The following is a 20,537-nucleotide window of genomic DNA, read 5'->3' as shown; positions in this document are numbered from 1 at the left end:
GGGGCTTGGGGCCCCGGCTTCGGGGGTCCCGCCACCGGGTCTTGGGGCCCCCCCCGGGGGGGTGGCGGACCCTTCTCGCGGTTCTGGCCCCTTGGGCGGCCAGCCTCCCCGGCTTCTCGCTCAGGGGCGGCCGGCCGCGCCGGTCAGAGGATGGTCCAGGTGTCCCCGCTGGCGAGGAGGCCGGCGAGCTGCTGCTCCGGGGTCTCGGTGACCTTCGCCTTCGCCTCGGCGAGCTGCTCCTGCACCACGCTGTCGTACGACGGCCGGTCCACCGAGCGGAACACGCCGATCGGGGTGTTCCGCAGGTCCAGGCCGGGCAGGCGGGAGAGCGCGAAGGCGTACGCCGGGTCGGTGACCGTCGCGTCGTGCACGACGATCTCACCCGGGCTGACCGACGCGGTCTCCCGGACCTCCAGGCCGAACCCGCCGGGCGGGTGCACGACGCAGAACTGCCCGTCCTTGCCGAACGTGATCGGCTGCCCGTGCTCCAGCCGGATCAGGAAGTCGTCGCGGGTGGCCGGCTCCTTGAGCTGGTCGAACGCGCCGTCGTTGAAGATGTTGCAGTTCTGGTAGATCTCCACGAACGCCGAGCCCTGGTGCTCCGCCGCCGCCCGCAGCACCGACTGGAGGTGCTTGCGGTCCGAGTCGATGGTGCGGCCGACGAAGGTGGCCTCGGCCCCGAGGGCGAGCGACAGCGGGTTGAACGGCGCGTCGGCCGAGCCGGCCGGGGTCGACTTCGTGACCTTCCCGACCTCGGAGGTCGGCGAGTACTGCCCCTTCGTCAGGCCGTAGATCCGGTTGTTGAACAGCAGGATCTTCAGGTTGACGTTGCGGCGCAGCGCGTGGATCAGGTGGTTGCCGCCGATGGAGAGGGCGTCGCCGTCGCCGGTGACCACCCAGACCGACAGGTCGGGGCGGGAGACCGACAGGCCGGTGGCGATCGCCGGGGCGCGGCCGTGGATCGAGTGCATCCCGTAGGTGTTCATGTAGTACGGGAAGCGGGAGGAACAGCCGATGCCGGAGACGAACACGGTCCGCTCGCGGGGGATGTTCAGTTCCGGCATGAACTGCTGGATCGCGGCGAGGATCGCGTAGTCGCCGCAGCCGGGGCACCAGCGCACCTCCTGGTCGGACTTGAAGTCCTTGGCGGTGAGCTTGAGGGCGACGGGCTCAGACATTCTTCAGGACCTCTTCCAGCATCGTCTCCAGCTCGACGGCCGTGAACGGCAGGCCGCGGACCTGGTTGTAGCCGATCGCGTCGACCAGGTACTTCGCCCGGATCACGTGGGCGAGCTGGCCGAGGTTCATCTCGGGGATGACCACGCGGTCGTAGGAGCGCAGCACCGTGCCGAGGTTGGCCGGCATCGGGGCGAGGTGCCGCAGGTGCGCCTGCGCGATGGCGTGGCCGCGCTGGCGCAGGCCCCGGCACGCCGCGCCGATCGGCCCGTACGTGGAGCCCCAGCCGAGCACCAGCACCCGGGCGTCGCCGTCCGGGTCCTCGACCTCGACGTCCGGCACCGGGATCGTCTCGATCCGGGCCGCCCGGGTGCGCACCATGAAGTCGTGGTTCGCCGGGTCGTACGAGATGTCGCCGGTCTTGTCGGCCTTCTCCAGGCCGCCGATGCGGTGCTCCAGCCCGGCGGTGCCCGGGACGGCCCACGGCCGCGCCAGGGTCTCGGGGTCGCGCAGGTACGGCAGGAACGTGGTGCCGTCGTCGCCGTTGGGCTTCGTGGCGAACTCGACCCGCAGGTCGGGCAGCGACTCGACGTCGGGCAGCAGCCACGGCTCGGAGCCGTTGGCGACGTAGTTGTCGGACAGCAGGATGACCGGCGTGCGGTAGGTCAGCGCGATCCGGGCCGCCTCGATGGCCGCGTGGAAGCAGTCCGACGGCGACTTCGGCGCGATCACCGCGACCGGCGCCTCCCCGTGACGGCCGTAGAGCGCCATGTTGAGGTCGGCCTGCTCGGTCTTGGTGGGCATGCCCGTGGAGGGACCGGCCCGCTGCACGTCGACGATGACCAGCGGCAGCTCCAGCGCCACCGCGAGGGAGATCGTCTCGCTCTTGAGCGCGACGCCCGGGCCGCTGGTGGTGGTGACGCCGAGCGAGCCGCCGTACGACGCGCCCAACGCCGCGCCGACCGCGGCGATCTCGTCCTCGGCCTGCATGGTGAGCACGCCGAAGCGCTTGTGCTTGCTCAGCTCGTGCAGGATGTCCGAGGCCGGGGTAATCGGGTAGGCGCCCAGGAAGACCGGCAGCCCGGAGCGGACGCCGGCGGCCACCAGGCCGAGCGACAGGGCCGCGTTGCCGGTGATGTTGCGGTAGGTGCCCGGCCGCATCTTCGCCGGCTTGACCTCGTAGCGGACCGCGAAGTCCTCGGTGGTCTCGCCGAAGTTCCAGCCGGCCCGGAACGCCGCGACGTTCGCCGCGACCAGCTCGGGGCGGGCGGCGAACTTGCGCTCCAGGAAGCGCAGCGTCGACTCGTACGGCCGGTTGTACATCCAGGAGAGCAGGCCGAGGGCGAACATGTTCTTGGCCCGTTCGGCGTCCTTCTTGGACACGGCAAGCTCGGCGAGCGCGCCCACCGTCATCGAGGTCAGCGCCACCGGGTGCACGACGTAGCCGGCGAGGGAGTCGTCCTCGAGCGGGTTCGACTGGTAGCCGACCTTGGCCAGGTTGCGCTTGGTGAACTCGTCGGTGTTGACGATGATGTCCGCGCCCCGCGGCAGGTCGGCGAGGTTCGCCTTGAGCGCCGCCGGGTTCATCGCCACCAGCACGTTCGGCGAGTCGCCGGGGGTCAGGATGTCGTAGTCGGCGAAGTGCACCTGGAAGCTCGACACGCCCGGCAGGGTGCCGGCGGGAGCCCGGATCTCCGCCGGGAAGTTCGGCAACGTGGAGATGTCGTTGCCGAGCTGCGCGGTCTCCGAGGTGAACCGGTCGCCGGTGAGCTGCATGCCGTCGCCGGAGTCACCGGCAAACCGGATCACCACCCGGTCCAGTTGACGGATCTGCTTGGTCACGCCTGCACCTCGCTTCGCTGGGCGCGGTCGCGCGGGCGGCTGAACATGATGGTGACCTCGCCTTGCCCGGCCACGTGACCTCCTTGACGCACCGCTGCACCAGACCCGCCGAGGCGGGCCCGGTCCGCTGTAGTTACCTCACCTGAGAGCCTACGTCGAATCGCGGCCCCAACCTTCTCGGAGGCCGCCCTGTGGGATGCGATCCAGCGAGATTCCACCCCGATTTGAGGTGTTTCCGTCCGCCCGCCGTAATCCAGATCACCGGTCGCGGGGTGGGCGGGACGCAGACCCGGTCGGACCAGGGCCGCCCGGGTCACTCGGTCGGTGCCGTGGACGGTCCACCCGCCGGGGCGGTCGTCCGCCGCCGCAGGGACGTGGTCGCCAGCGTGAGGGCGAACACCACCAGCAGCGTCGAGACCACGATCAGCAGGATCGCCGTCCGCCGTACCGAGCCACCTCCGCCGTCGCCGCTGACGGCCGCGGCGTCGGCGGCGAGCACGCCCTGCGACCCGGTCGGCGCGGGCGGCGAGGCCACCGGGGTCGCCAGCGCGGCGGCGGCGGTGATCCGGAAGCTCATCTGCACCTGCCGGGCCCGGCCGCTGCGCGGGTCGAGCTGGCCGAGCACCGCGCCGGCCAGCGGGGCCTGCCGCTGCGCCTCGGGGGTCGCGGAGACCGGCAGCCGCAGCTGTACGGTCCGGCCGGCGGCGAGAGTGCCCAGCTCGCAGCGCGTACGGGAGGGGTCGACCGTGGTGCAGCCGGACGGGGGCGTCGGCACGGTCACCCCGGCCGGCAGGACCACCTCGATCCGGCCCTCGGCGTCCACCTTCCCGGTGTTGCCCAGGCGCACGTCGAGCCCGCTCGACCCGCCACTGATGTCGAAGGAGACCGCGTCGGCGTCCAGCCTGATCCCCGGCACCGGCGGGCCGGGCGGGAAGAGCACCGCGAACCCCTCGTCGTCGCCCACCGGGCCGGGCACGCCGGGGGCGGTCGCGGTGACCCGGACGGAGCCGCTGAGCGGCATCCGCTTCCAGGCGTCGCCGTCGACGCGTACCCGGAGCAGGGTGCTGAACCGGGCGCCGGGCGCGCTGGCCCACTCCCCGCAGCGGCGCTCTCCGCCGCCGACCGGGGCGCAGCCCGCGGTGCCGGCGTCGGACAGCCCGGCCGGCAGCGTGTAGGACAGCCCGATCCGGGCGGGCGTGGCGCCCGTGTTCGTGATGGTCACCCGGAGCGTGGTCACCGTGCTCGGCGCGTTCCAGTACGCGGCGGTCAGGGTGATGTCGTCGGTCGTGACGCTGACCCCGGCCAGGGGCGCCGGCGGGGTGGTGGCGGGCGCGGAGGGCCGGACCGGCGGCACCGACGGCGCCGGGGGCGGTGCGGCGGTGGTCGGTGCGGCGGTGGTCGGCGCCGGCTGCTCCGGGGCCGTCGTCGTCGGGGCCGGCTCGGTCGTCGGGGCCGGTGGCGTGGTCTCCGGCGGCGGCGCCGTGGTCGAGGGCGCCTCGGTGGGCACCGGCCCCGTGTCCGTCGGATCCGCCGTGGGCGTGTCCCCGCCCGGCTCGCCGGCCGGCTCGGTCGCGGTGGAGGCGGCCCGGGCGCCGGTCGGTGCGGCGGTCGCCCAGCCGGGCACCGCGGCGACGGTCAGCCCGACCGCGAGGCCGATCGCCAACAGGGGCACGACGCGTCGGTCACGCGCCCGCCGGCCGGGCCGTACGTCCACGCGAGCCATCTGTCCTCCGGTGACGATGAGTGAGATCCCAATATTCGGCAATTGTTGCCAGAGGGCACTAGTCCCGCCGGGAAACGAATCCGTAACGGGTTCGACCCGGGCCGCGACGAGGAGCGGTAGGCTCAGCGACCGTGACCGGTTACCTGGGCTCGTACGCGACGCTCGGGCTGCTGCTGCTCGCCAGCGTCCTCTTCTTCGTTACGGCGTTCTCGGCCAACCGGGTGTTACGTCCTGCCCGTCCGGCGGATCCCTTCGGCAAGCGCACCAGCTACGAGTGCGGCCTCGACCCCGTCGGCGCCGACTGGGCGCAGATGCAGATCCGTTACTACGTGTACGCGTACCTCTACGTGTTGTTCGCCGTGGAGTCGGTGTTCCTCTTCCCCTGGGCGGTCGTCTTCGACCGGCCGGGGTTCGGCATGGTCACGGTCGTGGAGATGGCGGTCTTCGTCGCGGTGCTGGCGCTCGGCATCCTCTACGCCTGGCGCAAGAACATCCTGCGCTGGTCCTGACCTCGGCCTCGGTCAGCCCCTCACCACCCTGTTCCGCCACGGGCGGCCGCCGCTCCCGCACGGCGACGGTCAGGCGAGCCCGCGCCGGGTCAGCGTCGGCGGACGGTCGCCCCGGATCGAGGCGACCATGTCGAGCACCCGCCGGGTGGGGCGCACCTGGTGCGCGCGGAACACCCGGGCGCCCAGCCAGGCCGAGACCGCCGTGGCCGCGAGCGTTCCCTCCAGCCGTTCGGCCACCGGCAGGTCCAGCGTCTCGCCGATGAAGTCCTTGTTCGACAGGGCCACCAGCAGCGGCCAGCCGGTGCCGGAGAGCTCGCCGAGCCGGCGGGTGATCTCCAAGGAGTGGCGGGTGTTCTTGCCGAAGTCGTGCGCCGGGTCGATCAGGATCCCGTCGGCGCGTACGCCCAACGCGACCGCGCGTTCGGCGAGCCCGGTCACCGTCGTGAGCACGTCGGCGACCACGTCGGCGAAGGCCGCGCGGTGCGGGCGGGTCCGGGGCGCCAGGCCGCCGGCGTGCGAGCAGACCAGTCCGGCGCCCGTCTGCGCCGCCACCTGGGCCAGGGCCGGGTCGGCGCCGGACCAGGTGTCGTTGAGCAGGTCGGCGCCCGCCGCCACCGCCTCCACCGCCACCTCGGCCCGCCAGGTGTCGATCGAGATCACCACGTCGGGGAAGGCGGCCCGGACGGCGGCGATGGTCGCCACCGTGCGACGGATCTCCTCGGCCACGTCGACCTCGGCGCCGGGACCGGCCTTGACCCCGCCGATGTCGATGATCTCGGCGCCCTCCTCGATCGCCCGCTCCACGGCGCGCAGCGCGCTGTCCTGCGCGAAGGTCGCCCCCTGGTCGAAGAACGAGTCCGGCGTGCGGTTGACGATCGCCATCACCACCAGCTCGTCCGGGCCGAACGTGCGCCCACCGAGCCGAAGCGCCCCGGCCATGCCGCCTCCTGAAGGTCCACCGCCGACCCGTCCCCGCCGTCGGCCGATGACGACGCTAGCCGGTCCGCCCGGATCGGGCCCCGCCGGTCCGCCGTCGCCGCCTCCCGTACGGGTGCGTCGGGCGGAGGGTCTTCGGCACGGATCCGGGGCGCGGCGGGTGGCGGGGTCGCTCCCGGCGGTTCGACGTGCCACGATCTGTGCATGGGTCAGGTTCTGCTCCTGCTGGTCGTGGCGTTGACCGTCGCGGCGGTCGTGTTCGGGGTTACGGTGCTGGTCTCCGGCCGGGATCCCGGCCTGGTGCCGGCCGAGCCGGACGGACGGTCCGTGCCGCTGCCGGCGTCCCGCCCGCTCGCCGAGTCCGACGTGGGCGAGGTCCGGTTCGACACGGCGCCGCGGGGCTACCGCATGGCCCAGGTCGACCACGCGTTGCGCCGGGCGGCCTACGACATCGGCTACAAGTCCGAGCTGATCGGCGTGCTGGAGGCGGAGGTCGCCGCGCTGCGCGAGGGGCGGACGGCGGATGCCGACGCCCTGCGCCGGGCGCGGGAGCAGGCGGCCGGGGCCGCCGCCGCCGAGCCGTCGCCGGAGGCCCGGGGGACGGTGCCGGTCGGGGCCGACCGGGCGGACGCACCGGGGGGCACCGACGTGGTCGTCGCGCCGATCCCCGCGTTCGCGGGCCCGACCGTCGCGTCGGCGGCGAAGGACGCGACGCCGGCCGGCTCCGCAGCCGCCAGGCACTCCGGCGACGCCGCCTTTGCCCGGCCCGGCGCCGACCGCGCCGCGGACCGGACCGGCGAGGACGACGCCGACACCGCCGCCGACACCCCCGTGGACCGGACGGGGGCGGGCGACACCGCCGTGGACCGGTCCGACGCGGGCGACGCGGCCGTGGACCGGCCCGGCGTGGGCGACGCCGCCGTGGACCGGCCTGACGCGGGCGACGCGGTCGTGGACCGGCCTGACGCGAGCGACGCCGCCGTGGATCGGCCCGGCGCGGGCGACGCCGCACCGCACCGCACCGACGCGGGCGACGGCACGACGCGGCCGGCGGGTGACGCGACCAGCCCCGGCCCGGTGGTCGGGTCGGGGTCGGAGTCGAAGTGACCGGTCCGGAACCCGGCGACGACCTGCGCGACGTGGCGCAGCCCGGCGCGGGCGAGGTCACGGCCACGGTGATCGTCGACGCGCCGGCGGAGCGGGTCTTCGCGGCGCTGACCGCCTGGGAGCGGCAGTCGGACTGGATCCCCTTCACCACCGTCCGGGTGGTCGAGGGCGACGGCGGCGAGGGCAGCCTGGTCGAGGCGGTCACGGCGCTCGGCCCCGCCGTGCTGCGTGACGAGATGCGGGTGGTCCGGGTGGACGCGCCCTACGAGGTGGGCGTGGTGCACTGCGGGAAGCTGCTGCGCGGCCCCGGCGTGCTCCGCTGCACGCCGCTGGAGCGGAACCGCACCCAGGTGGTCTGGCACGAGTGGTTCCACCTGCCCGGCGGGCCGGCGGGCCGGGTGGCCTGGCCGGTGCTCTGGCCCGGGTCGAAGTTCAGCCTGAGCCAGGCGCTGAAGAAGTTCGGTCGGCTGGTGGAGCAGGGCCGGCTCCCCTGACCGGGGCGGCCGGGGATCGTGCCCCGTCGGGCGACTTGGCGTGATCGACTCGATGTCGCCGACATCGGGGTGTCGGCGTGACCGGGACGCCCCGATGTCGGCGAACCCGGGCGGACCGGTCCCGGCGGCCGGGGCGCGGCGCGGGGCCGCAGGGCGCGGGCCCGTCGGGGCCGTGCCCTAGCGTGGACGCGTGACTGACCTGGTGATCGGCGCCGACGGGCTGCCGCGATGCGGCTGGGGGCACAGCACCCCCGACTACGCCGCCTACCACGACACCGAGTGGGGCCGGCCCCTGCGCGGCGACGACGCGCTCTACGAGCGGCTCACGCTGGAGGCGTTCCAGTCGGGGCTGTCCTGGCTGACCATCCTCCGCAAACGTCCCGCGTTCCGGCTGGCCTTCGACGAGTTCCGGATCGAGACCGTGGCCGACTACGGCGACGCCGACGTCGCCCGGCTGCTCGCCGACGCCGGCATCGTCCGCAACCGGGCCAAGATCGAGGCGGCGATCGCCAACGCCCGGGCGGCGCTGGAGCTTCCGGAGGGGCTCTCCGCGCTGCTCTGGTCCTTCGCCCCGCCGCCCCGGCCGGCCCGACCCACGTCGTTCGCGGAGGTGCCGGCGCTGACCGCCGAGTCCACCGCGATGGCCAAGGCGCTCAAGAAGCGGGGCTTCCGCTTCGTCGGCCCGACCACGGCCTACGCGCTGATGCAGGCCACCGGGATGGTCGACGACCACCTTGCGGGCTGCCACGTCGTGGCGGCACGGGCGGCGTGATGGGATGGAGGCCATGACGACCGACACCGCGCACCGGGTGGACGGGGCGCGCCCCGCCGACGGCACGGGCGCCTGGGCGGTGCTGCTGCCCACCGGGCGCTACGAGGCCGAGCGGCTCGTCCACCACGACACGCTCGAGTTGACCGGCCTGGCCGACGCCCCCCGACCCCGCCCCGGCGACCGGGTGGCCGTGCTGGTCGACGCGCCGCCCCGGCTGGTGGCGCTGGGCCGGGTCACCGGGGCCGGCGGCGAGGAGCGGGAGGACCCGGACGACCCGCAGTCCGAGCGGGTCGAGGCGCCGCTGGTGGTGGCGTACACCCGGCGGGCCTTCGACGAGCCGGCGCCGGCCGACGCGTTGGCGCTCGACGGGCCGGTGACCGCGCTGGACCCGGCGGCCTTCCGGGCCCTGGCCGACCGGCTCGGCCCGCCGCCGCAGCGGCGCTCCTGGCTGGTCAGCCTGGACCTGCCGATCGAGGCCGCGTCACCCGCCGAGGCGGTCCGCCTGTTCTGGGCCTACGTGCAGGAGCTGGGCCCCCGCGAGCTGCCGGCCTTCGTCTCGCCCTCCGGCGACGAGCTGGCCATGCAGGCGTTCGTGCTCGGCGCGGAGGCCAACCAGGATCCGGAGGAGGACGACTGACCCGACCGTCGACGGCCGCCCGGCCCACCGGCCGGTGGAATGCGGGGCCGGGCGGGCCCGGGGAGGCGTCAGCGGCCCTCGAAGACCGGCTTCTGCTTGTTGACGAAGGCCAGGGTGCCGGCGCGGTGGTCGGCGGTGCCTCCGCAGATCGACTGCGCCTGCGCCTCGGCGGACAGGGCGTCGGCCAGCGTGCCCGCGTCGGCGATGGAGAGCTGCCGCTTGATCGCCCCGTACGCGACGGTCGGGCCGGCGGCCAGCCGGGCGGCCAGCTCCTGCGCGGTCGGCAGCACCTGCTCGTCGTCCTCCACCAGGCGGTTGAGCAGCCCGATCTGGCAGGCGTCCGCCGCGCCCACCGGCTCGGCCAGCATCAGCAGCTCAATGGCCTTGGCGTGCCCGACCAGCCGGGGCAGCGTCCAGGAGGCGCCGGTGTCGGCGGCGAGCCCGACCTTGGCGAAGGCCATCAGGAAGCTGGTCGACGGCCCGCCGATGCGGATGTCGGCCAGGAAGGCCAGCGAGGCGCCCGCCCCGGCGGCCATCCCCCGCACGGCGGCGACCACCGGCTTGGGCAGGTTGGCCAGCCGGGCGGCGATCGGGTTGTAGTGCGCGCGGACGGTGTCCAGCGGGTTGCCGTCGGTGGACTCCAGGGTCTGCACGTGCTCACGCAGGTCCTGGCCGGCGCTGAACGACCGGCCCGCGCCCGCGAGCACCACCGCGCGGCAGGACCGGTCGGTCTCCAGCTCGGCCAGCGTGTCCCGCAGCGCCTCCTTGAGCGCGACGTCGAGCGCGTTCATCGCCGTGGGGCGGTTCAGCGTCAGGGTGACGACGGCGTCGGTTCGGTCGACGAGCAGCGGCTCGGTCACTTCTAACGACCCTTCTGTCGGGCGATGCGGTTGCCGGAGTCGAGGCACTGCTCGACGTACCGGTCGGCGGCCGGCCGCAGCCGCGCCGCGTGCCGGTCGAAGAAACTGGCCGCGGCGGTGCCGGGCCAACGCTCGGGGAGCAGCGCCGGGGGCAACTGCGGGTCCCGGAACAGGAAGGTACGCCACGCGTGCACGAGCCGGAACCGGGCGGCGTACGCCTCCTCGTCGAGGCTGCGCACGGTGACCCCGGCCAGCAGCGGTCGCTGCTCGGCGACGAACTGCTCGTACGCCTGGCCGATCTCCGTCAGGTCCCAGGCCCGGCGCACCACACCCATCGCGCCGGGGGTGCCGGCGGTGTGCGCGGCGGTGAACCGCTCGAAGCGCACGCCTGCCTCGTCGAGCAGCACGTCCACGTCCTCGCCGGGCCGGGTCGCCACCCAGGTGCACTCGTCCAGGGCGCCGTAGCCGAGGAAGGTCAGGTTGGCGGCGAGCCGCTGCCGGTCCCGGCGGGACAGGGGGGCCTCCAGCACCAGCAGGTCGAACCGCCCGTCCCAGGTGATCCGACCCGTCCGGTAGATCCGCGCCGCCGCCTCGTCCAGCCGGCGGGCGGCTTTCGGGGTGATCGAATATCCCGGCCCGGAGGTCAGCCGACACGGGTCGAGCCACCCCTGGCGGACCATCCGGGAGACCGCCGTGCGCACGGCGGGCGGGGCGATCCCGAGCGGCGCCAGCAGCCTGACCAGGGCGGCGACGGGTGCCCGGCCGCCCCTCGCCCGGAGGTGGTCGCCGTACAGGTCGAAGAGTGCCGACCGTGCCTGCATGACCGCACATTGTGACAGGCCTTCTCAGGATAAGCTAGATGCTGTTACATCAATGCTGCTTCGGTTTGGGTCCGGCGGTGTTCATCAGGGAAAATCGTTGGTCGACACCCCCGCGTAGGTTGCGGTGGTCAAGACGAAGTGGCTGTGGGGCAACCCACCGACCCTGGTGTAGGTCTGAGGGGAGACAACATGGCGGCGATGAAGCCGCGGACGGGCGACGGTCCGCTGGAAGTCACCAAGGAGGGCCGGGGCATCGTCATGCGCGTCCCGCTGGAGGGCGGTGGCCGGCTCGTCGTCGAGATGACTCCCGACGAGGCCAACGCGCTCGGTGACGCACTGAAGGCAGCCGCCGGCTGACCGAGGAACGGTCCGCGCGCCCGCGTGGGCCTTTCGTCAACCCCTGAGCCACCGGCCCCGCCGGTGGCTCAGGGTCTTCATTCTCCCGCGGAGCCACGCTCCGCGAGCTTCCTGGAGGTACGGCTCCGCGTGCTCGCCATCCGTCTGCTCGCCGAGCCGGACCGGCTCGACACCCTCGTTCTGCCCGTCCGGCCAGGTGCGGCCGGCGACGAACCGGCCCGACCGGCCCCGACCGGGGCGACGCTGCCCGACGGCGTGGCCGAGGAGGCCGTCGCCCTGGTGCCGGCGGCACGACTGACCGGGCGCCCCGGTGAGGTCCATGCGCAGCTGCGACCCGGGCGAGACCCCGGCCGGCTGCTGCTGCTCGGCGTCGGCGAGGGCGACGAGGCGGGCTGGCGGACGGCCGGCGCGGCTCTGGCCCGGGCCGCGAAGGATGAGATCCACGTCACGTTGGCCATGCCTGCCGACGTCACCGAGGCGGCCGTACGCGGACTGGTCGAGGGGCTGCTGCTGGCCTCGTACCGGTTCCGGCTGACCGACGCCGGCACCGCCCCCGCCCTGGCGGAGGTCGACGTCGTGGTGGCCGACCCGGACGCGCACAGCACGGCCCTTGAGGTGGCCCGGACGACGGCCCGGATGACCCGGTTCGCCCGCGACCTCACCAACACCCCCTCGTCGGTGAAGAACCCGCAGTGGTTCGCCGACCAGGTCGCCGCCCTCGCCGCCGACGTGCCGGACCTGCACCTGCGGGTCCGCGACCCGGAGGAGCTGGCGGCCGAGGGCTTCGGCGGGATCCTCGCCGTCGGGGGTGGCTCGGCCAGCGGCCCGCGCCTGGTCGAGCTGGACTGGCGGCCGGCCGACGCGCGTACCCACGTGGTGCTGGTCGGCAAGGGGATCACGTTCGACACCGGCGGCATCTCGATCAAGCCGGTGGCGTCGATGAAGCTGATGCGCAAGGACATGGCGGGCGCGGCGGCGGTGGTCGCGGCGACCCTCGGCGCGGCGGCCCTGCGCCTGCCGGTCCGGATCACCACGCTCGCGCCGCTGGCGGAGAACATGCTGAGCGGCTCGGCGTTCCGCCCCGGCGACATCATCCGCCACTACGGCGGCACGACCAGCGAGACCACCAACTCCGACGCCGAGGGGCGGCTGGTCCTGGCCGACGCGCTCGCGTACGCCGTCGCCGAACTCCAGCCCGACCTGCTGGTCGACCTCGCCACGCTCACCGGGGCGAACGCGGTAGCGCTGGGCAAGCGCACCGGCGCCCTCTACAGCGACAACGACGGGCTCGCCGCGGACGTGCTGGCCGCTGTCGCCGCCGCCGGCGAGGCCGCCTGGCGGATGCCGCTGCCCGCCGACTACGCCGAGCACCTCGGCAGCGACCTGGCCGACCTGCACAGCTCGCCGGACCGGGGTGCCGGGTCCGTGATGGCCGCGCTCTACCTGCGGGAGTTCACCGGCGGGCTGCGCGACCGGTGGCTGCACGTGGACATGTCCGCGCCGTCGTGGGCCGACGGCGACGACGCCGAGCTGACCCGGGGCGCGACCGGCTGGGGCGTACGCTCGCTGCTGCGCTGGCTGGGCTCGCTGGGTTGACCGCCCGGCGGCGCCCGCCCCCGGCGGGCCCCCGGTCAGCGGCGGGTCAGCACTTGACGGCGGCGAGCAGCCCGTGGCCGACCGGCAGCAGCGCCGGGATCCAGTGCTCGGACTCCCGGATCGCCTTGATCGCCTCGCGGACGGTCACCGTCTCGACGTCCCGAGCGGCGGGGTCGCCGATCCGGCCGCCGGCCAGCGTGCCGTTGAGCGCGACCACGCCGCCCGGTCGCAGCAGCCGCAGCGCGGCGTCCACGCAGGCGGCGAACCCGGTCGCCTCCGCGTCCACGAAGACCAGGTCGTACGCGCCGTCGGCGAGCCGGGGGAGCACGTCCAGCGCCCGGCCGGTGATGATCCGGGTGCGACCGGCGGCGAAGCCCGCCTCGGTGAAGATCCGCCGAGCGATCCGCTGGTGCTCGACCTCGACGTCGATGGTGGTGAGTACGCCGTCGGCGCGCATCCCGCGCAGCAGCCAGACCCCGCTGACTCCCGTGCCGGTGCCGATCTCCACCACCGCCCGGGCGCTGCCGGCGGCGGCGAGCAGCCGCAGCGCCGCGCCGGCGCCAGGGGTCACCGCCTCCAGGCCGACCTCGTGGGCCAGGCTGCGGGCGGTGCGCAGGACGAGATCCTCGGTCACGTACGACTCGGCGAAGTGCAGGGTCTGGGCCGTCGAATTGCCGGAACCGGCGACCGTGGCGATGGGACACCTCCGGGCGGCATGCGTGGTGCGGGGGCGGGTGGGCACTGTGAGCCTAGAGGCGACGTCGAACGGGCGCAGCCGCGCGTCCGCCACCCGACGATCACGGTCGGCAACCGGTGACTCCATCCGCGGCATCCGTGTAATCCTGGAAGCGGTGTTCCGGCCAGCGCGACCGGGCGACGCTGTCGCCGGGTCCGTGGAGCGCGGGATCCGGGGATGGACTGGGAGGGCACCGACGTGACCGACGGCTGGGACTGGCGCCAGCCCGGGGGAACTCCGACACCGGCGCGACCGCCGGTGCCCGGACATCCGCCGGTGGGGTCGCCGCCGACGCCTCAGGGCGCCGGGGGCGGCACGACTTCGCCCTGGTGGACCGACGCGCTGGCCGACCCGTGGCGCGACCCGACCGCGCCGGCCGCCGTGGTGCTGCCGGCCGCGCCGAGCCCCGGCACCGAGCCGGAGCCGGTCAGCGACCCGGACGCACCGGGCCGGCCGACGCTGCGGCAGCTCCTCCTCATCCCGTTGATCACCGCGCTGCTCGCGGGCAGCCTGGGCGGCGCGCTCGGGTACGCCTTCGCGGTCCGCGGTGGCGCCGTGGCCGGCACGGTGCTCGGCGCGGACCCGCAGGCGCCCGGCCTGGCCCAGCGCAGGCCCGAGTCGCTGGCCGGGGTCGCCGAGCGGGTGCTGCCCAGCGTGGTGACCGTCCGGGTGGCGGGCCTTGGCGGCACGAGCGAGGGCTCCGGCTTCATCGCCAGCGCCGACGGGCACGTCATCACCAACGACCACGTGGTGGCGGGGGCGACCGGCAAGGCGTCGGTGGTCTTCAACGACGGCAGTTCGGCCCCGGCGACCGTCGTCGGGCAGGACCCGGAGTCCGACATCGCAGTGATCAAGGTCTCCCGGACGGGCCTGCGGCCGGTCGAGTTCGGCGACTCCGACGCGCTGGCCGTGGGCGACCCGGTGCTGGCCATGGGCTCGCCGCTCTCGCTGGCCAACACGGTCACGGCCGGCATCGTCAGCGCCCTGGACCGGACGATGCGGGCCGGTGAGCCCGGCGGCCCGACGCGCTACTACGCGGCGATCCAGACCGACGCGGCGGTCAACCACGGCAACTCGGGCGGCCCGCTGGTCGACGGCGCGGGCCGGGTGATCGGGGTCAACTCGACGATCAAGTCGCTGGTCTCCGAGGGGCAGGAGGCGGGCAACATCGGCCTCGCCTTCGCCATCCCGATCAACCAGGCCAAGCGGATCACGCAGGACATCATCGGCACCGGCAAGGCCCGGCGCACGGTGATCGGCGCCCAGGTCGGCGGGTCCGGCGCGGGCACCGGAGGATCCGGCGTACGCCTGGCGGCCGTGGAGCCGTCCGGCCCGGCTGCCGGCGCGGGGCTGCGGGCCGGTGACGTGATCCTCAAGCTCGACGGTCGGCCGATGACCGAACCGACCGACCTGATCGCCCTGGTCCGCAAGTTCGCGCCCGGCGCGGTGGTGACCGTGGAGTACCGCCGGGGCGCCAACCGGCAGAACGCCTCCGTGACCCTGGCCGCGGACGCCAAGTAGGGACCGGTCACCCCCTCCCCGACCGGTGCCCCACGTGCGTAGTCTTGCTGCTGACGCCGAAGGAGGCCCGCGCAGTGTTCGAGAACCTGAACTGGTGGGAGATCGGTGCGCTGCTGCTCCTAGCGCTGCTGATCTTCGGTGACCGGCTGCCCGCGGTGATCAGCGACGGCCTGCGCATGGTGCGCAACCTGCGCGCGATGGCCAGCAACGCCACCACCGACCTCAGTCGCGAGCTGGGCACCGACATCCAGCTGGAGGACCTGCACCCGAAGGCGTTCATCCGCAAGCACCTGCTCAGCGAGGAGGACGAGCAGGCGATCCGGAAGCCCCTCCAGGGCGTCTACGACAACCTGCGGGCGGACGTCACCGGCGTGCACAACGAGCTGAAGGACGTGGCCTCCGCCGCCGACGTGCGCGCGAACGGCAGCCGCCCGGCGACCGCCACCGGCGCCGCCCCGGCCCCCGCCCCCCGGGCCAGCTACGACGACGCGACCTGACCCCGGGCCAGCTGCGACGACGTGACTTGCTTCCGGGTCAGCTACGACGCGAGCTGACTCCGGTCAGCGGCGAGGTCGCCCCGACCTGACCCCGGCCCGCCTCGGCGTCGCCACGGACGGCGACGGGGGCGGCGCTCCCGGGGGAACGCCGCCCCCGTGCGGGTGGCGACAGTGCCGGCCGTGGCCGGCGTACGGTCAGCGGCCGGCGGGCTTGAGGCCCAGCGGCTTGCCGAGCAGCGACTCCCGGCGCAGGGCGAGCCGGTCGGCCACCTGGCCCAGCGCCTTCGCGGCCGGCGACTCCGGCTCGGCCAGCACGATCGGGGTGCCCACGTCGCCGGCCTCGCGCACGCGGGTGTCGAGCGGGACCTGCCCGAGCAGCGGCACCTGCGCGCCGATGGTCTTCGTCAGCGACTCGGCGACCGCCTGGCCGCCGCCCGCGCCGAAGACCTCCATCCGGGAGCCGTCCGGCAGCTCCAGCCAGGACATGTTCTCGATGACGCCGACCACGCGCTGGTGGGTCTGCAACGCGATTGCGCCGGCCCGCTCCGCCACCTCGGCGGCGGCGGCCTGCGGGGTCGTGACGATCAGGATCTCGGAGTTGGGCAGCAGCTGGGCCAGGGAGATCGCCACGTCGCCGGTGCCCGGGGGCAGGTCGAGCAGGAGCACGTCCAGCTCGCCCCAGTAGACGTCGGCGAGGAACTGCTGCAACGCCCGGTGCAGCATCGGGCCGCGCCACACCACGGCGGCGTTGCCAGCGGTGAACATGCCGATCGAGATGACCTTCACGCCGTGCGACTGCGGCGGCATGATCATGTCCTCGACGCGGGTCGGGCGCCCGTCCGCGCCGAGCATCCGGGGCACCGAGTGGCCGTAGATGTCGGCGTCGACCACGCCGACGGAGAGCCCGCGGGCGGCCAGCGCGGCGGCCAGGTTGACCGTCACGCTGGACTTGCCGACGCCGCCCTTGCCGCTGGCGACCGCGTACACGCGGGTGCGGGAGCCCGGCTGGGCGAACGGGATGACCGGCTCCTGGGAGGCGCCGCCGCCGCGCAGCTTCGCCTGGAGTTCCTGGCGCTGCTCGGGGCTCATCACGCCGAACTCGATCGCCACGCCGGTCACCCCGGGCACCGCGCCGACGGCGGCCGTGATGTCCGAGCGCAGCTTGTCCTTCAGCGGGCAGCCGGCGACGGTGAGCAGCAGCTCGACCCGTACGACGCCGTCGTCGCCGACCTCGGCGGAGCGGACCATGCCCAGCTCGGTGATGGGCCGGCGGATCTCCGGGTCGTTGACGGTGGCCAGCGCGGCCTGGATCGCGTCGGAGACGGTGCTGACGGGTGCTGACATGCCCGCAATGCTACGTCGGTGGCCCTGACCCACCGCCGTCAGCGGGGGGCGGTGTGAGCGAATCGATGGCGACGGCTGCGCCGCGCGGCATACCGGACGAAGCGGGACGATCGAGTCGATCCCGCCGAGCCGGACCCCGGGGCGGGCGGCGTCCGGGCCGCTCAGGCCTCGGCCTCCCGGCCCTCCGGGCGGCCGTCATGGGCCTGATCGCCGTCCAGGTCGTCGCGGGGCTCCTCCAGCCCGTCGCCGTGCTGCGGGACCCTGTCCTGCTGCCGGCGCTCCAGCCGCTGCCGGCGCCGGCCCGCCTCGTCCAGCTCCTCGGCCAGCCGGGCCAGCTCCGAACGGAGGAAGTCCCGGGTCGCGACCTCGCCCATCGCGTTGCGCAGCGCGGCGATCTCCCGCGCCAGGTACTCCGTGTCGGCCTTCTGCATGGTCGCCCGGCGGCGGTCCTCCTCCAGGGAGACCCGGTCCCGGTCGGCCTGCCGGTTCTGCGCCAGCAGGATCAGCGGCGCCGCGTAGCTGGCCTGGAGGGACAGCACCAGGGTCAGGAACGTGAAGGTGTACGGGTCGAAGCGCAGGTGCGCCGGGGCCAGGGTGTTCCAGCCGAACCACAGCGCGATCACGATCGTCATGTAGACGATGAAGTTCGCGGTGCCCATCCCCCGGGCGATCCCCTCGGACCACCGGCCGAAGGCCTCCGGGTCGAACCGGGGCAGCTTGACGCCCCGGGGCTCGCGCGGCTGGTCGAGCCGCTGCGCCCGTCGCTGCTCAGTCATCCGCGCCGTCCAGCGTCGGCCCGGCGGTGGACGGGCGCTCGGCGGCGTCCCGGTCCCGCCAGTCCCGGGGCAGGAGGTGGTCCAGCACGTCGTCGACCGTGACCGCGCCGACCAGCCGGTTGTTGCGGTCGATGACGGGCATGGCGACCAGGTCGTACGTGGCCATCCGGCGGGTGATCTCCGGCAGCGGGGTGGTCGGCCGCAGCGGGTCGATGTCGTTGACCACGATGCCGCCGAGCAGGTCGGCCGGCGGTTCGCGGAGCAGCCGCTGGAAGTGCACCATGCCGAGGTAACGGCCGGTCGGCGTGGTCATCGGCGCCCGGGACACGAAGACCTGCGCGGCGATCGCGGGGGAGAGCTGCGGTTCCCGGATCCGGGCCAGGGCCTCGGCGACGGTGGCGTCCGGCGGCAGGATGACCGGCTCGGAGGTCATCACGCTGCCCGCCGTTCCCGGCGTGTACTTGAGCAGCTGACGCACCGGGTCGGCCTCGCCCGGCTGCATCAGGTCGAGCAGCACGTCCTGCTCGGGCGGCGGCAGCTCACTGAGCAGGTCGGCGGCGTCGTCCGGGTCCATCTCCTCCAGCACGTCGGCGGCCCGCTCGCGGTCCAGCGCGGCCAGGATCTCCACCTGGTCGCGCTCCGGCAGCTCGCTCAGCACGTCGGCCAGGCGCTCGTCGTCCAGCGCGGCGGCGACCTCGTTGCGCCGGGTGTCGGGGAGATCCTGGAGGGCGTTGGCGAGGTCGGCGGGGCGCATGTCCTCCAGCACCGAGAGCAGGTTGGCCGTGCCCCGGCTGTCGGCGATGCCGCTGAGCCCGCGTACCCGTTCCCACTCGACCTGGTGCAGGTGGCCCCGGCGGGTCAACCGGCCGGTCTGCTCGCGTACGGCGACCCGGGCCAGCGACCACTCACCGCCCCGGCTGCACTCCATCGCCACGTCCACCACGGAGCCCGACTGCCCGCCGGGCTCGACCTGCACCCGGCGGTCCAGCAGCTCCTGGAGCACGAGCAGCTCGTTCGGGCGCTTCTCGAAGCGGCGCAGGTTGAGCGTGCCGCTGCCGAGCACGACCGCGTCGGCGTCGATGGAGGTGATCCGGTTCAGCGATAGGAAGATGCGCCGCCGCATCGGCATCTCGGCGACGAGACCGACCACCTCGGGCGGGCGTTGCGTCGGCCGCAGCCTGCCCACCGCGTCGCGGACCCGGCCCACCTGGTCGCCGTTGGGATCGAAGACGGCCACCCCGGCGAGCCGGGCGAGGTAGACCCGGGTCGGCGTGCTCACGGGCACCAGCCTAAGCGCCTAGTGTTTATCAACATGTCGACCTTGGCCTACGAGATCGTGGACGTCTTCACCGACCGCCCGTTCGCCGGCAACCCGCTGGCGGTGGTGTTCGGCGCCGAAGGGCTGGCCACCGAGCAGATGCAGGCGCTCGCGCTGGAGTTCAACCTCTCCGAGACGGTGTTCGTGCTCCCGCCCACCCAGGTCGGCGCCACCTACCGGGCCCGCATCTTCACGCCGGCCGAGGAGTTGCCCTTCGCCGGTCACCCCAGCGTCGGCGCGGCGGTGACCGCCAGCCGCCGTGGCATGTTCGGTGTGGGGCAGGTCACCCAGGAATGTGGGGCGGGCGTGCTGCCGATCGAGGTGGCCGCGACCGGGGCCACGCTCACCGGCGGCGTACCCACCCTCGGCCCCGAGCTGGACCCGGAACCGCTGCTGGAGATGGCGGGCCTGGACGCGGACGACCACGTCGGCCCGGCGCCCCGGGTGGCCGGCTGCGGGCTGGAGTTCCCCTACCTCCCGGTCCGCCCGGACGCGGTGGCCCGCGCCCGGGTCAACGCGGCGGCGGCGCAGCGGTACGGAGTGGAGCACGTCAGCGTCTTCTCCTGGGACGCCGCCGCTCAAACCGCGCACGCCCGGGTCTTCGTCCCCGGGTTGGGTGTGCCGGAGGACCCGGCCACCGGTTCGGCGGCCCTGGGCCTGGGGGTGTGGCTGGTCGCCAGCGGCCTGCTGCCCGCCGACGGGCGCGCGGAGTACACCGTCCACCAGGGCATCGAGATCAACCGCCCGTCCGTGCTGGCCTGCACGGTGACCGCCGAGGACGGTCAGGCGGTGGGCGCCACCGTGGCCGGGCACGTCGTACCGGTGGCCCGGGGCGAGATCATGGTCCCGCCGTTCGTCGGCTGACCTGCGCGATCCGTGCCGCCGGATCGGATCGTCCGGCGTCGTGCCCGTGCCGTGCGCCCCGACCGCGTCCACGTCGGCGAGCGGCCGGACCCCGGGCGGCACTGACGGGACGGGGACGGATGCGGGAGGATGCGAGGGTGACCGACGCGGAGCGGACCAGCACGCCGCTGGTCGACGAGGCGATGAAGAAGGCCGCCGTGGCCTGGGTGAGTGTGCCCGGCGGGCCGGCGCTCGCGCTGTGGTGCCTGCCCCTGGAGGGGGCGCTCTTCGTGGTCAGCGGCCCCGGGGAGCAGTCCGCCCCGGGGCTGGCCGACGCGACCGAGGCACAGGTCACCCTGCGCGGTGACCACGGCGGGCGGATCGTCACCTGGCCGGCGCGGGTGAGCCGCCTGGCGCCCGGCACCGAGCACTGGGAAACGACCGCGCCGTTGGTGGCCGCGAAGCGGCTCAACGCGCCCGGGCCCGCGGCGGAGCTGGTGGAGCGCTGGGCGACCGACGGCTGTGCGGTGAACCGGCTGGAGCCGGCCGGCGAGCCGCTCGCCGGCGCCGGGCTGCCCGCGGACTCGCTGGCCGAGGTACCCCGCGAGACCCCGGCCGTCCGGGCGACCCGCAAGCCGTTCCGCCTGCACCGGGTCCGCCGCCGCTGAGACG

Annotated in this window: 20 protein-coding genes and 1 pseudogene; 11 read left to right on the top strand and 10 right to left on the bottom strand. The window is 74.5% G+C overall.

Annotated elements, in window-relative coordinates; genetic code table 11:
* Nucleotides 1–143 precede the first annotated feature (143 nt).
* The 3 genes from ACLQ20_RS03005 to ACLQ20_RS02995 all read right to left on the bottom strand — a co-directional run bounded on the left by ACLQ20_RS03005 (nt 144) and on the right by ACLQ20_RS02995 (nt 4,741).
* A complete protein-coding gene (locus ACLQ20_RS03005; protein ID WP_151455526.1) occupies nt 144–1,178 on the bottom strand; it encodes a 2-oxoacid:ferredoxin oxidoreductase subunit beta in 1,035 nt (344 codons plus the stop codon).
* Nucleotides 1,171–3,018, bottom strand: coding sequence for a 2-oxoacid:acceptor oxidoreductase subunit alpha (locus tag ACLQ20_RS03000; protein ID WP_358115207.1), 1,848 nt, complete (start codon nt 3,016–3,018; stop codon nt 1,171–1,173). Before ACLQ20_RS03000 ends, ACLQ20_RS03005 begins: the two co-directional genes overlap by 8 nt.
* Before the next feature lie 313 nt (nt 3,019–3,331).
* A complete protein-coding gene (locus tag ACLQ20_RS02995; RefSeq protein WP_151455524.1) occupies nt 3,332–4,741 on the bottom strand; it encodes a hypothetical protein in 1,410 nt (469 codons plus the stop codon).
* Nucleotides 4,742–4,872: 131 nt separating this feature from the next.
* On the opposite strand from ACLQ20_RS02995, the gene ndhC reads away from it, so the two are divergent.
* Nucleotides 4,873–5,250: an NADH-quinone oxidoreductase subunit A gene (ndhC, locus tag ACLQ20_RS02990; protein ID WP_121396759.1), complete on the top strand. Its 378-nt coding sequence runs from the start codon at nt 4,873–4,875 to the stop codon at nt 5,248–5,250.
* A gap of 69 nt (nt 5,251–5,319) precedes the next feature.
* Here the strand turns inward: ndhC and folP are convergent, their stop codons facing one another.
* On the bottom strand, nt 5,320–6,189 hold the full coding sequence (folP, locus tag ACLQ20_RS02985) for a dihydropteroate synthase (RefSeq protein ID WP_327030398.1): 870 nt from the start codon (nt 6,187–6,189) through the stop codon (nt 5,320–5,322).
* 201 nt (nt 6,190–6,390) lie between these two features.
* Between folP and ACLQ20_RS02980 the strand changes: the two are divergent.
* From ACLQ20_RS02980 to ACLQ20_RS02965, 4 genes and pseudogenes are all read left to right on the top strand, one after another.
* Nucleotides 6,391–6,747, top strand: a pseudogene (locus ACLQ20_RS02980) (DivIVA domain-containing protein); the annotation flags it as partial.
* Nucleotides 6,748–7,289: 542 nt separating this feature from the next.
* A complete protein-coding gene (locus tag ACLQ20_RS02975) occupies nt 7,290–7,787 on the top strand; it encodes an SRPBCC family protein (protein ID WP_132231660.1) in 498 nt (165 codons plus the stop codon).
* A gap of 190 nt (nt 7,788–7,977) precedes the next feature.
* Nucleotides 7,978–8,559, top strand: a complete 582-nt coding sequence (locus ACLQ20_RS02970) for a DNA-3-methyladenine glycosylase I (RefSeq protein WP_151454727.1) — start codon at nt 7,978–7,980, stop codon at nt 8,557–8,559.
* 13 nt (nt 8,560–8,572) lie between these two features.
* A complete protein-coding gene (locus ACLQ20_RS02965; protein WP_358115214.1) occupies nt 8,573–9,196 on the top strand; it encodes a hypothetical protein in 624 nt (207 codons plus the stop codon).
* Between the two features lie 68 nt (nt 9,197–9,264).
* Here ACLQ20_RS02965 and ACLQ20_RS02960 read toward each other — a convergent pair whose 3' ends face one another.
* Both ACLQ20_RS02960 and ACLQ20_RS02955 read right to left on the bottom strand, forming a co-directional pair.
* Nucleotides 9,265–10,056 carry an enoyl-CoA hydratase-related protein gene (locus ACLQ20_RS02960; protein WP_151454725.1) on the bottom strand — a complete coding sequence of 264 codons (792 nt, stop codon included), beginning with the start codon at nt 10,054–10,056 and terminating at the stop codon, nt 9,265–9,267.
* Between the two features lie 2 nt (nt 10,057–10,058).
* Complete coding sequence (locus tag ACLQ20_RS02955; RefSeq protein WP_151454724.1) at nt 10,059–10,877, bottom strand: PaaX family transcriptional regulator; 819 nt, start codon at nt 10,875–10,877, stop codon at nt 10,059–10,061.
* Nucleotides 10,878–11,066: 189 nt separating this feature from the next.
* On the opposite strand from ACLQ20_RS02955, the gene ACLQ20_RS02950 reads away from it, so the two are divergent.
* Both ACLQ20_RS02950 and ACLQ20_RS02945 read left to right on the top strand, forming a co-directional pair.
* Entirely contained in the window at nt 11,067–11,234 is a 168-nt protein-coding gene (locus tag ACLQ20_RS02950; protein WP_007455245.1) for a DUF3117 domain-containing protein, read from the top strand.
* Nucleotides 11,235–11,363: 129 nt separating this feature from the next.
* The gene (locus ACLQ20_RS02945; protein WP_425854037.1) at nt 11,364–12,830 is read left to right on the top strand and encodes a leucyl aminopeptidase family protein; all 1,467 of its coding nucleotides are present in this window, start codon (nt 11,364–11,366) and stop codon (nt 12,828–12,830) included.
* A 46-nt stretch (nt 12,831–12,876) separates the two neighbouring features.
* On the opposite strand, the gene ACLQ20_RS02940 is transcribed toward ACLQ20_RS02945, so the two are convergent.
* Nucleotides 12,877–13,464 carry an O-methyltransferase gene (locus tag ACLQ20_RS02940; RefSeq protein WP_089003702.1) on the bottom strand — a complete coding sequence of 196 codons (588 nt, stop codon included), beginning with the start codon at nt 13,462–13,464 and terminating at the stop codon, nt 12,877–12,879.
* A 279-nt stretch (nt 13,465–13,743) separates the two neighbouring features.
* Here ACLQ20_RS02940 and ACLQ20_RS02935 point away from each other — a divergent pair, with 279 nt between their 5' ends.
* The gene (locus ACLQ20_RS02935) at nt 13,744–15,087 is read left to right on the top strand and encodes a S1C family serine protease (RefSeq protein ID WP_425854035.1); all 1,344 of its coding nucleotides are present in this window, start codon (nt 13,744–13,746) and stop codon (nt 15,085–15,087) included.
* A gap of 74 nt (nt 15,088–15,161) precedes the next feature.
* Nucleotides 15,162–15,584 carry a preprotein translocase subunit TatB gene (locus ACLQ20_RS02930; RefSeq protein ID WP_151454721.1) on the top strand — a complete coding sequence of 141 codons (423 nt, stop codon included), beginning with the start codon at nt 15,162–15,164 and terminating at the stop codon, nt 15,582–15,584.
* Nucleotides 15,585–15,779: 195 nt separating this feature from the next.
* Here the strand turns inward: ACLQ20_RS02930 and ACLQ20_RS02925 are convergent, their stop codons facing one another.
* From ACLQ20_RS02925 to ACLQ20_RS02915, 3 genes are all read right to left on the bottom strand, one after another.
* Complete coding sequence (locus ACLQ20_RS02925; protein WP_151454720.1) at nt 15,780–16,928, bottom strand: Mrp/NBP35 family ATP-binding protein; 1,149 nt, start codon at nt 16,926–16,928, stop codon at nt 15,780–15,782.
* Nucleotides 16,929–17,089: 161 nt separating this feature from the next.
* The gene (locus ACLQ20_RS02920) at nt 17,090–17,704 is read right to left on the bottom strand and encodes a DUF1003 domain-containing protein (protein ID WP_358115223.1); all 615 of its coding nucleotides are present in this window, start codon (nt 17,702–17,704) and stop codon (nt 17,090–17,092) included.
* Nucleotides 17,697–18,983: a magnesium transporter MgtE N-terminal domain-containing protein gene (locus tag ACLQ20_RS02915; protein ID WP_151454718.1), complete on the bottom strand. Its 1,287-nt coding sequence runs from the start codon at nt 18,981–18,983 to the stop codon at nt 17,697–17,699. The genes ACLQ20_RS02920 and ACLQ20_RS02915 overlap by 8 nt, the downstream gene beginning before the upstream one ends.
* Nucleotides 18,984–19,016: 33 nt before the next feature.
* Between ACLQ20_RS02915 and ACLQ20_RS02910 the strand changes: the two genes are divergently transcribed.
* Complete coding sequence (locus ACLQ20_RS02910; RefSeq protein WP_425854033.1) at nt 19,017–19,886, top strand: PhzF family phenazine biosynthesis protein; 870 nt, start codon at nt 19,017–19,019, stop codon at nt 19,884–19,886.
* Between the two features lie 119 nt (nt 19,887–20,005).
* Nucleotides 20,006–20,533 carry a hypothetical protein gene (locus tag ACLQ20_RS02905; RefSeq protein WP_425854032.1) on the top strand — a complete coding sequence of 176 codons (528 nt, stop codon included), beginning with the start codon at nt 20,006–20,008 and terminating at the stop codon, nt 20,531–20,533.
* Nucleotides 20,534–20,537 lie beyond the last annotated feature (4 nt).

The organism is Micromonospora sp. DT46 (assembly GCF_049841735.1).
Classification (GTDB): Bacteria; Actinomycetota; Actinomycetes; order Mycobacteriales; family Micromonosporaceae; genus Micromonospora; species Micromonospora reichwaldensis.
Note: the sequence above shows the minus strand (reverse complement) of the source record. Positions and strands in the feature narration are given on the sequence as shown.

Excerpts from the sequence above, each read along its gene's own strand:
- folP (WP_327030398.1), bottom strand. The coding sequence starts at position 6,189 with ATGGCCGGGGCGCTTCGGCTCGGTGGGCGCACGTTCGGCCCGGACGAG.
- ACLQ20_RS02910 (WP_425854033.1), top strand. The coding sequence starts at position 19,017 with ATGTCGACCTTGGCCTACGAGATCGTGGACGTCTTCACCGACCGCCCG.
- ACLQ20_RS02965 (WP_358115214.1), top strand. The coding sequence starts at position 8,573 with ATGACGACCGACACCGCGCACCGGGTGGACGGGGCGCGCCCCGCCGAC.
- ACLQ20_RS02935 (WP_425854035.1), top strand. The coding sequence starts at position 13,744 with ATGGACTGGGAGGGCACCGACGTGACCGACGGCTGGGACTGGCGCCAG.
- ACLQ20_RS02955 (WP_151454724.1), bottom strand. The coding sequence starts at position 10,877 with ATGCAGGCACGGTCGGCACTCTTCGACCTGTACGGCGACCACCTCCGG.
- ACLQ20_RS02995 (WP_151455524.1), bottom strand. The coding sequence starts at position 4,741 with ATGGCTCGCGTGGACGTACGGCCCGGCCGGCGGGCGCGTGACCGACGC.
- ACLQ20_RS02920 (WP_358115223.1), bottom strand. The coding sequence starts at position 17,704 with ATGACTGAGCAGCGACGGGCGCAGCGGCTCGACCAGCCGCGCGAGCCC.
- ACLQ20_RS02925 (WP_151454720.1), bottom strand. The coding sequence starts at position 16,928 with ATGTCAGCACCCGTCAGCACCGTCTCCGACGCGATCCAGGCCGCGCTG.
- ACLQ20_RS02950 (WP_007455245.1), top strand. The coding sequence starts at position 11,067 with ATGGCGGCGATGAAGCCGCGGACGGGCGACGGTCCGCTGGAAGTCACC.
- ACLQ20_RS03005 (WP_151455526.1), bottom strand. The coding sequence starts at position 1,178 with ATGTCTGAGCCCGTCGCCCTCAAGCTCACCGCCAAGGACTTCAAGTCC.
- ACLQ20_RS02905 (WP_425854032.1), top strand. The coding sequence starts at position 20,006 with ATGCGGGAGGATGCGAGGGTGACCGACGCGGAGCGGACCAGCACGCCG.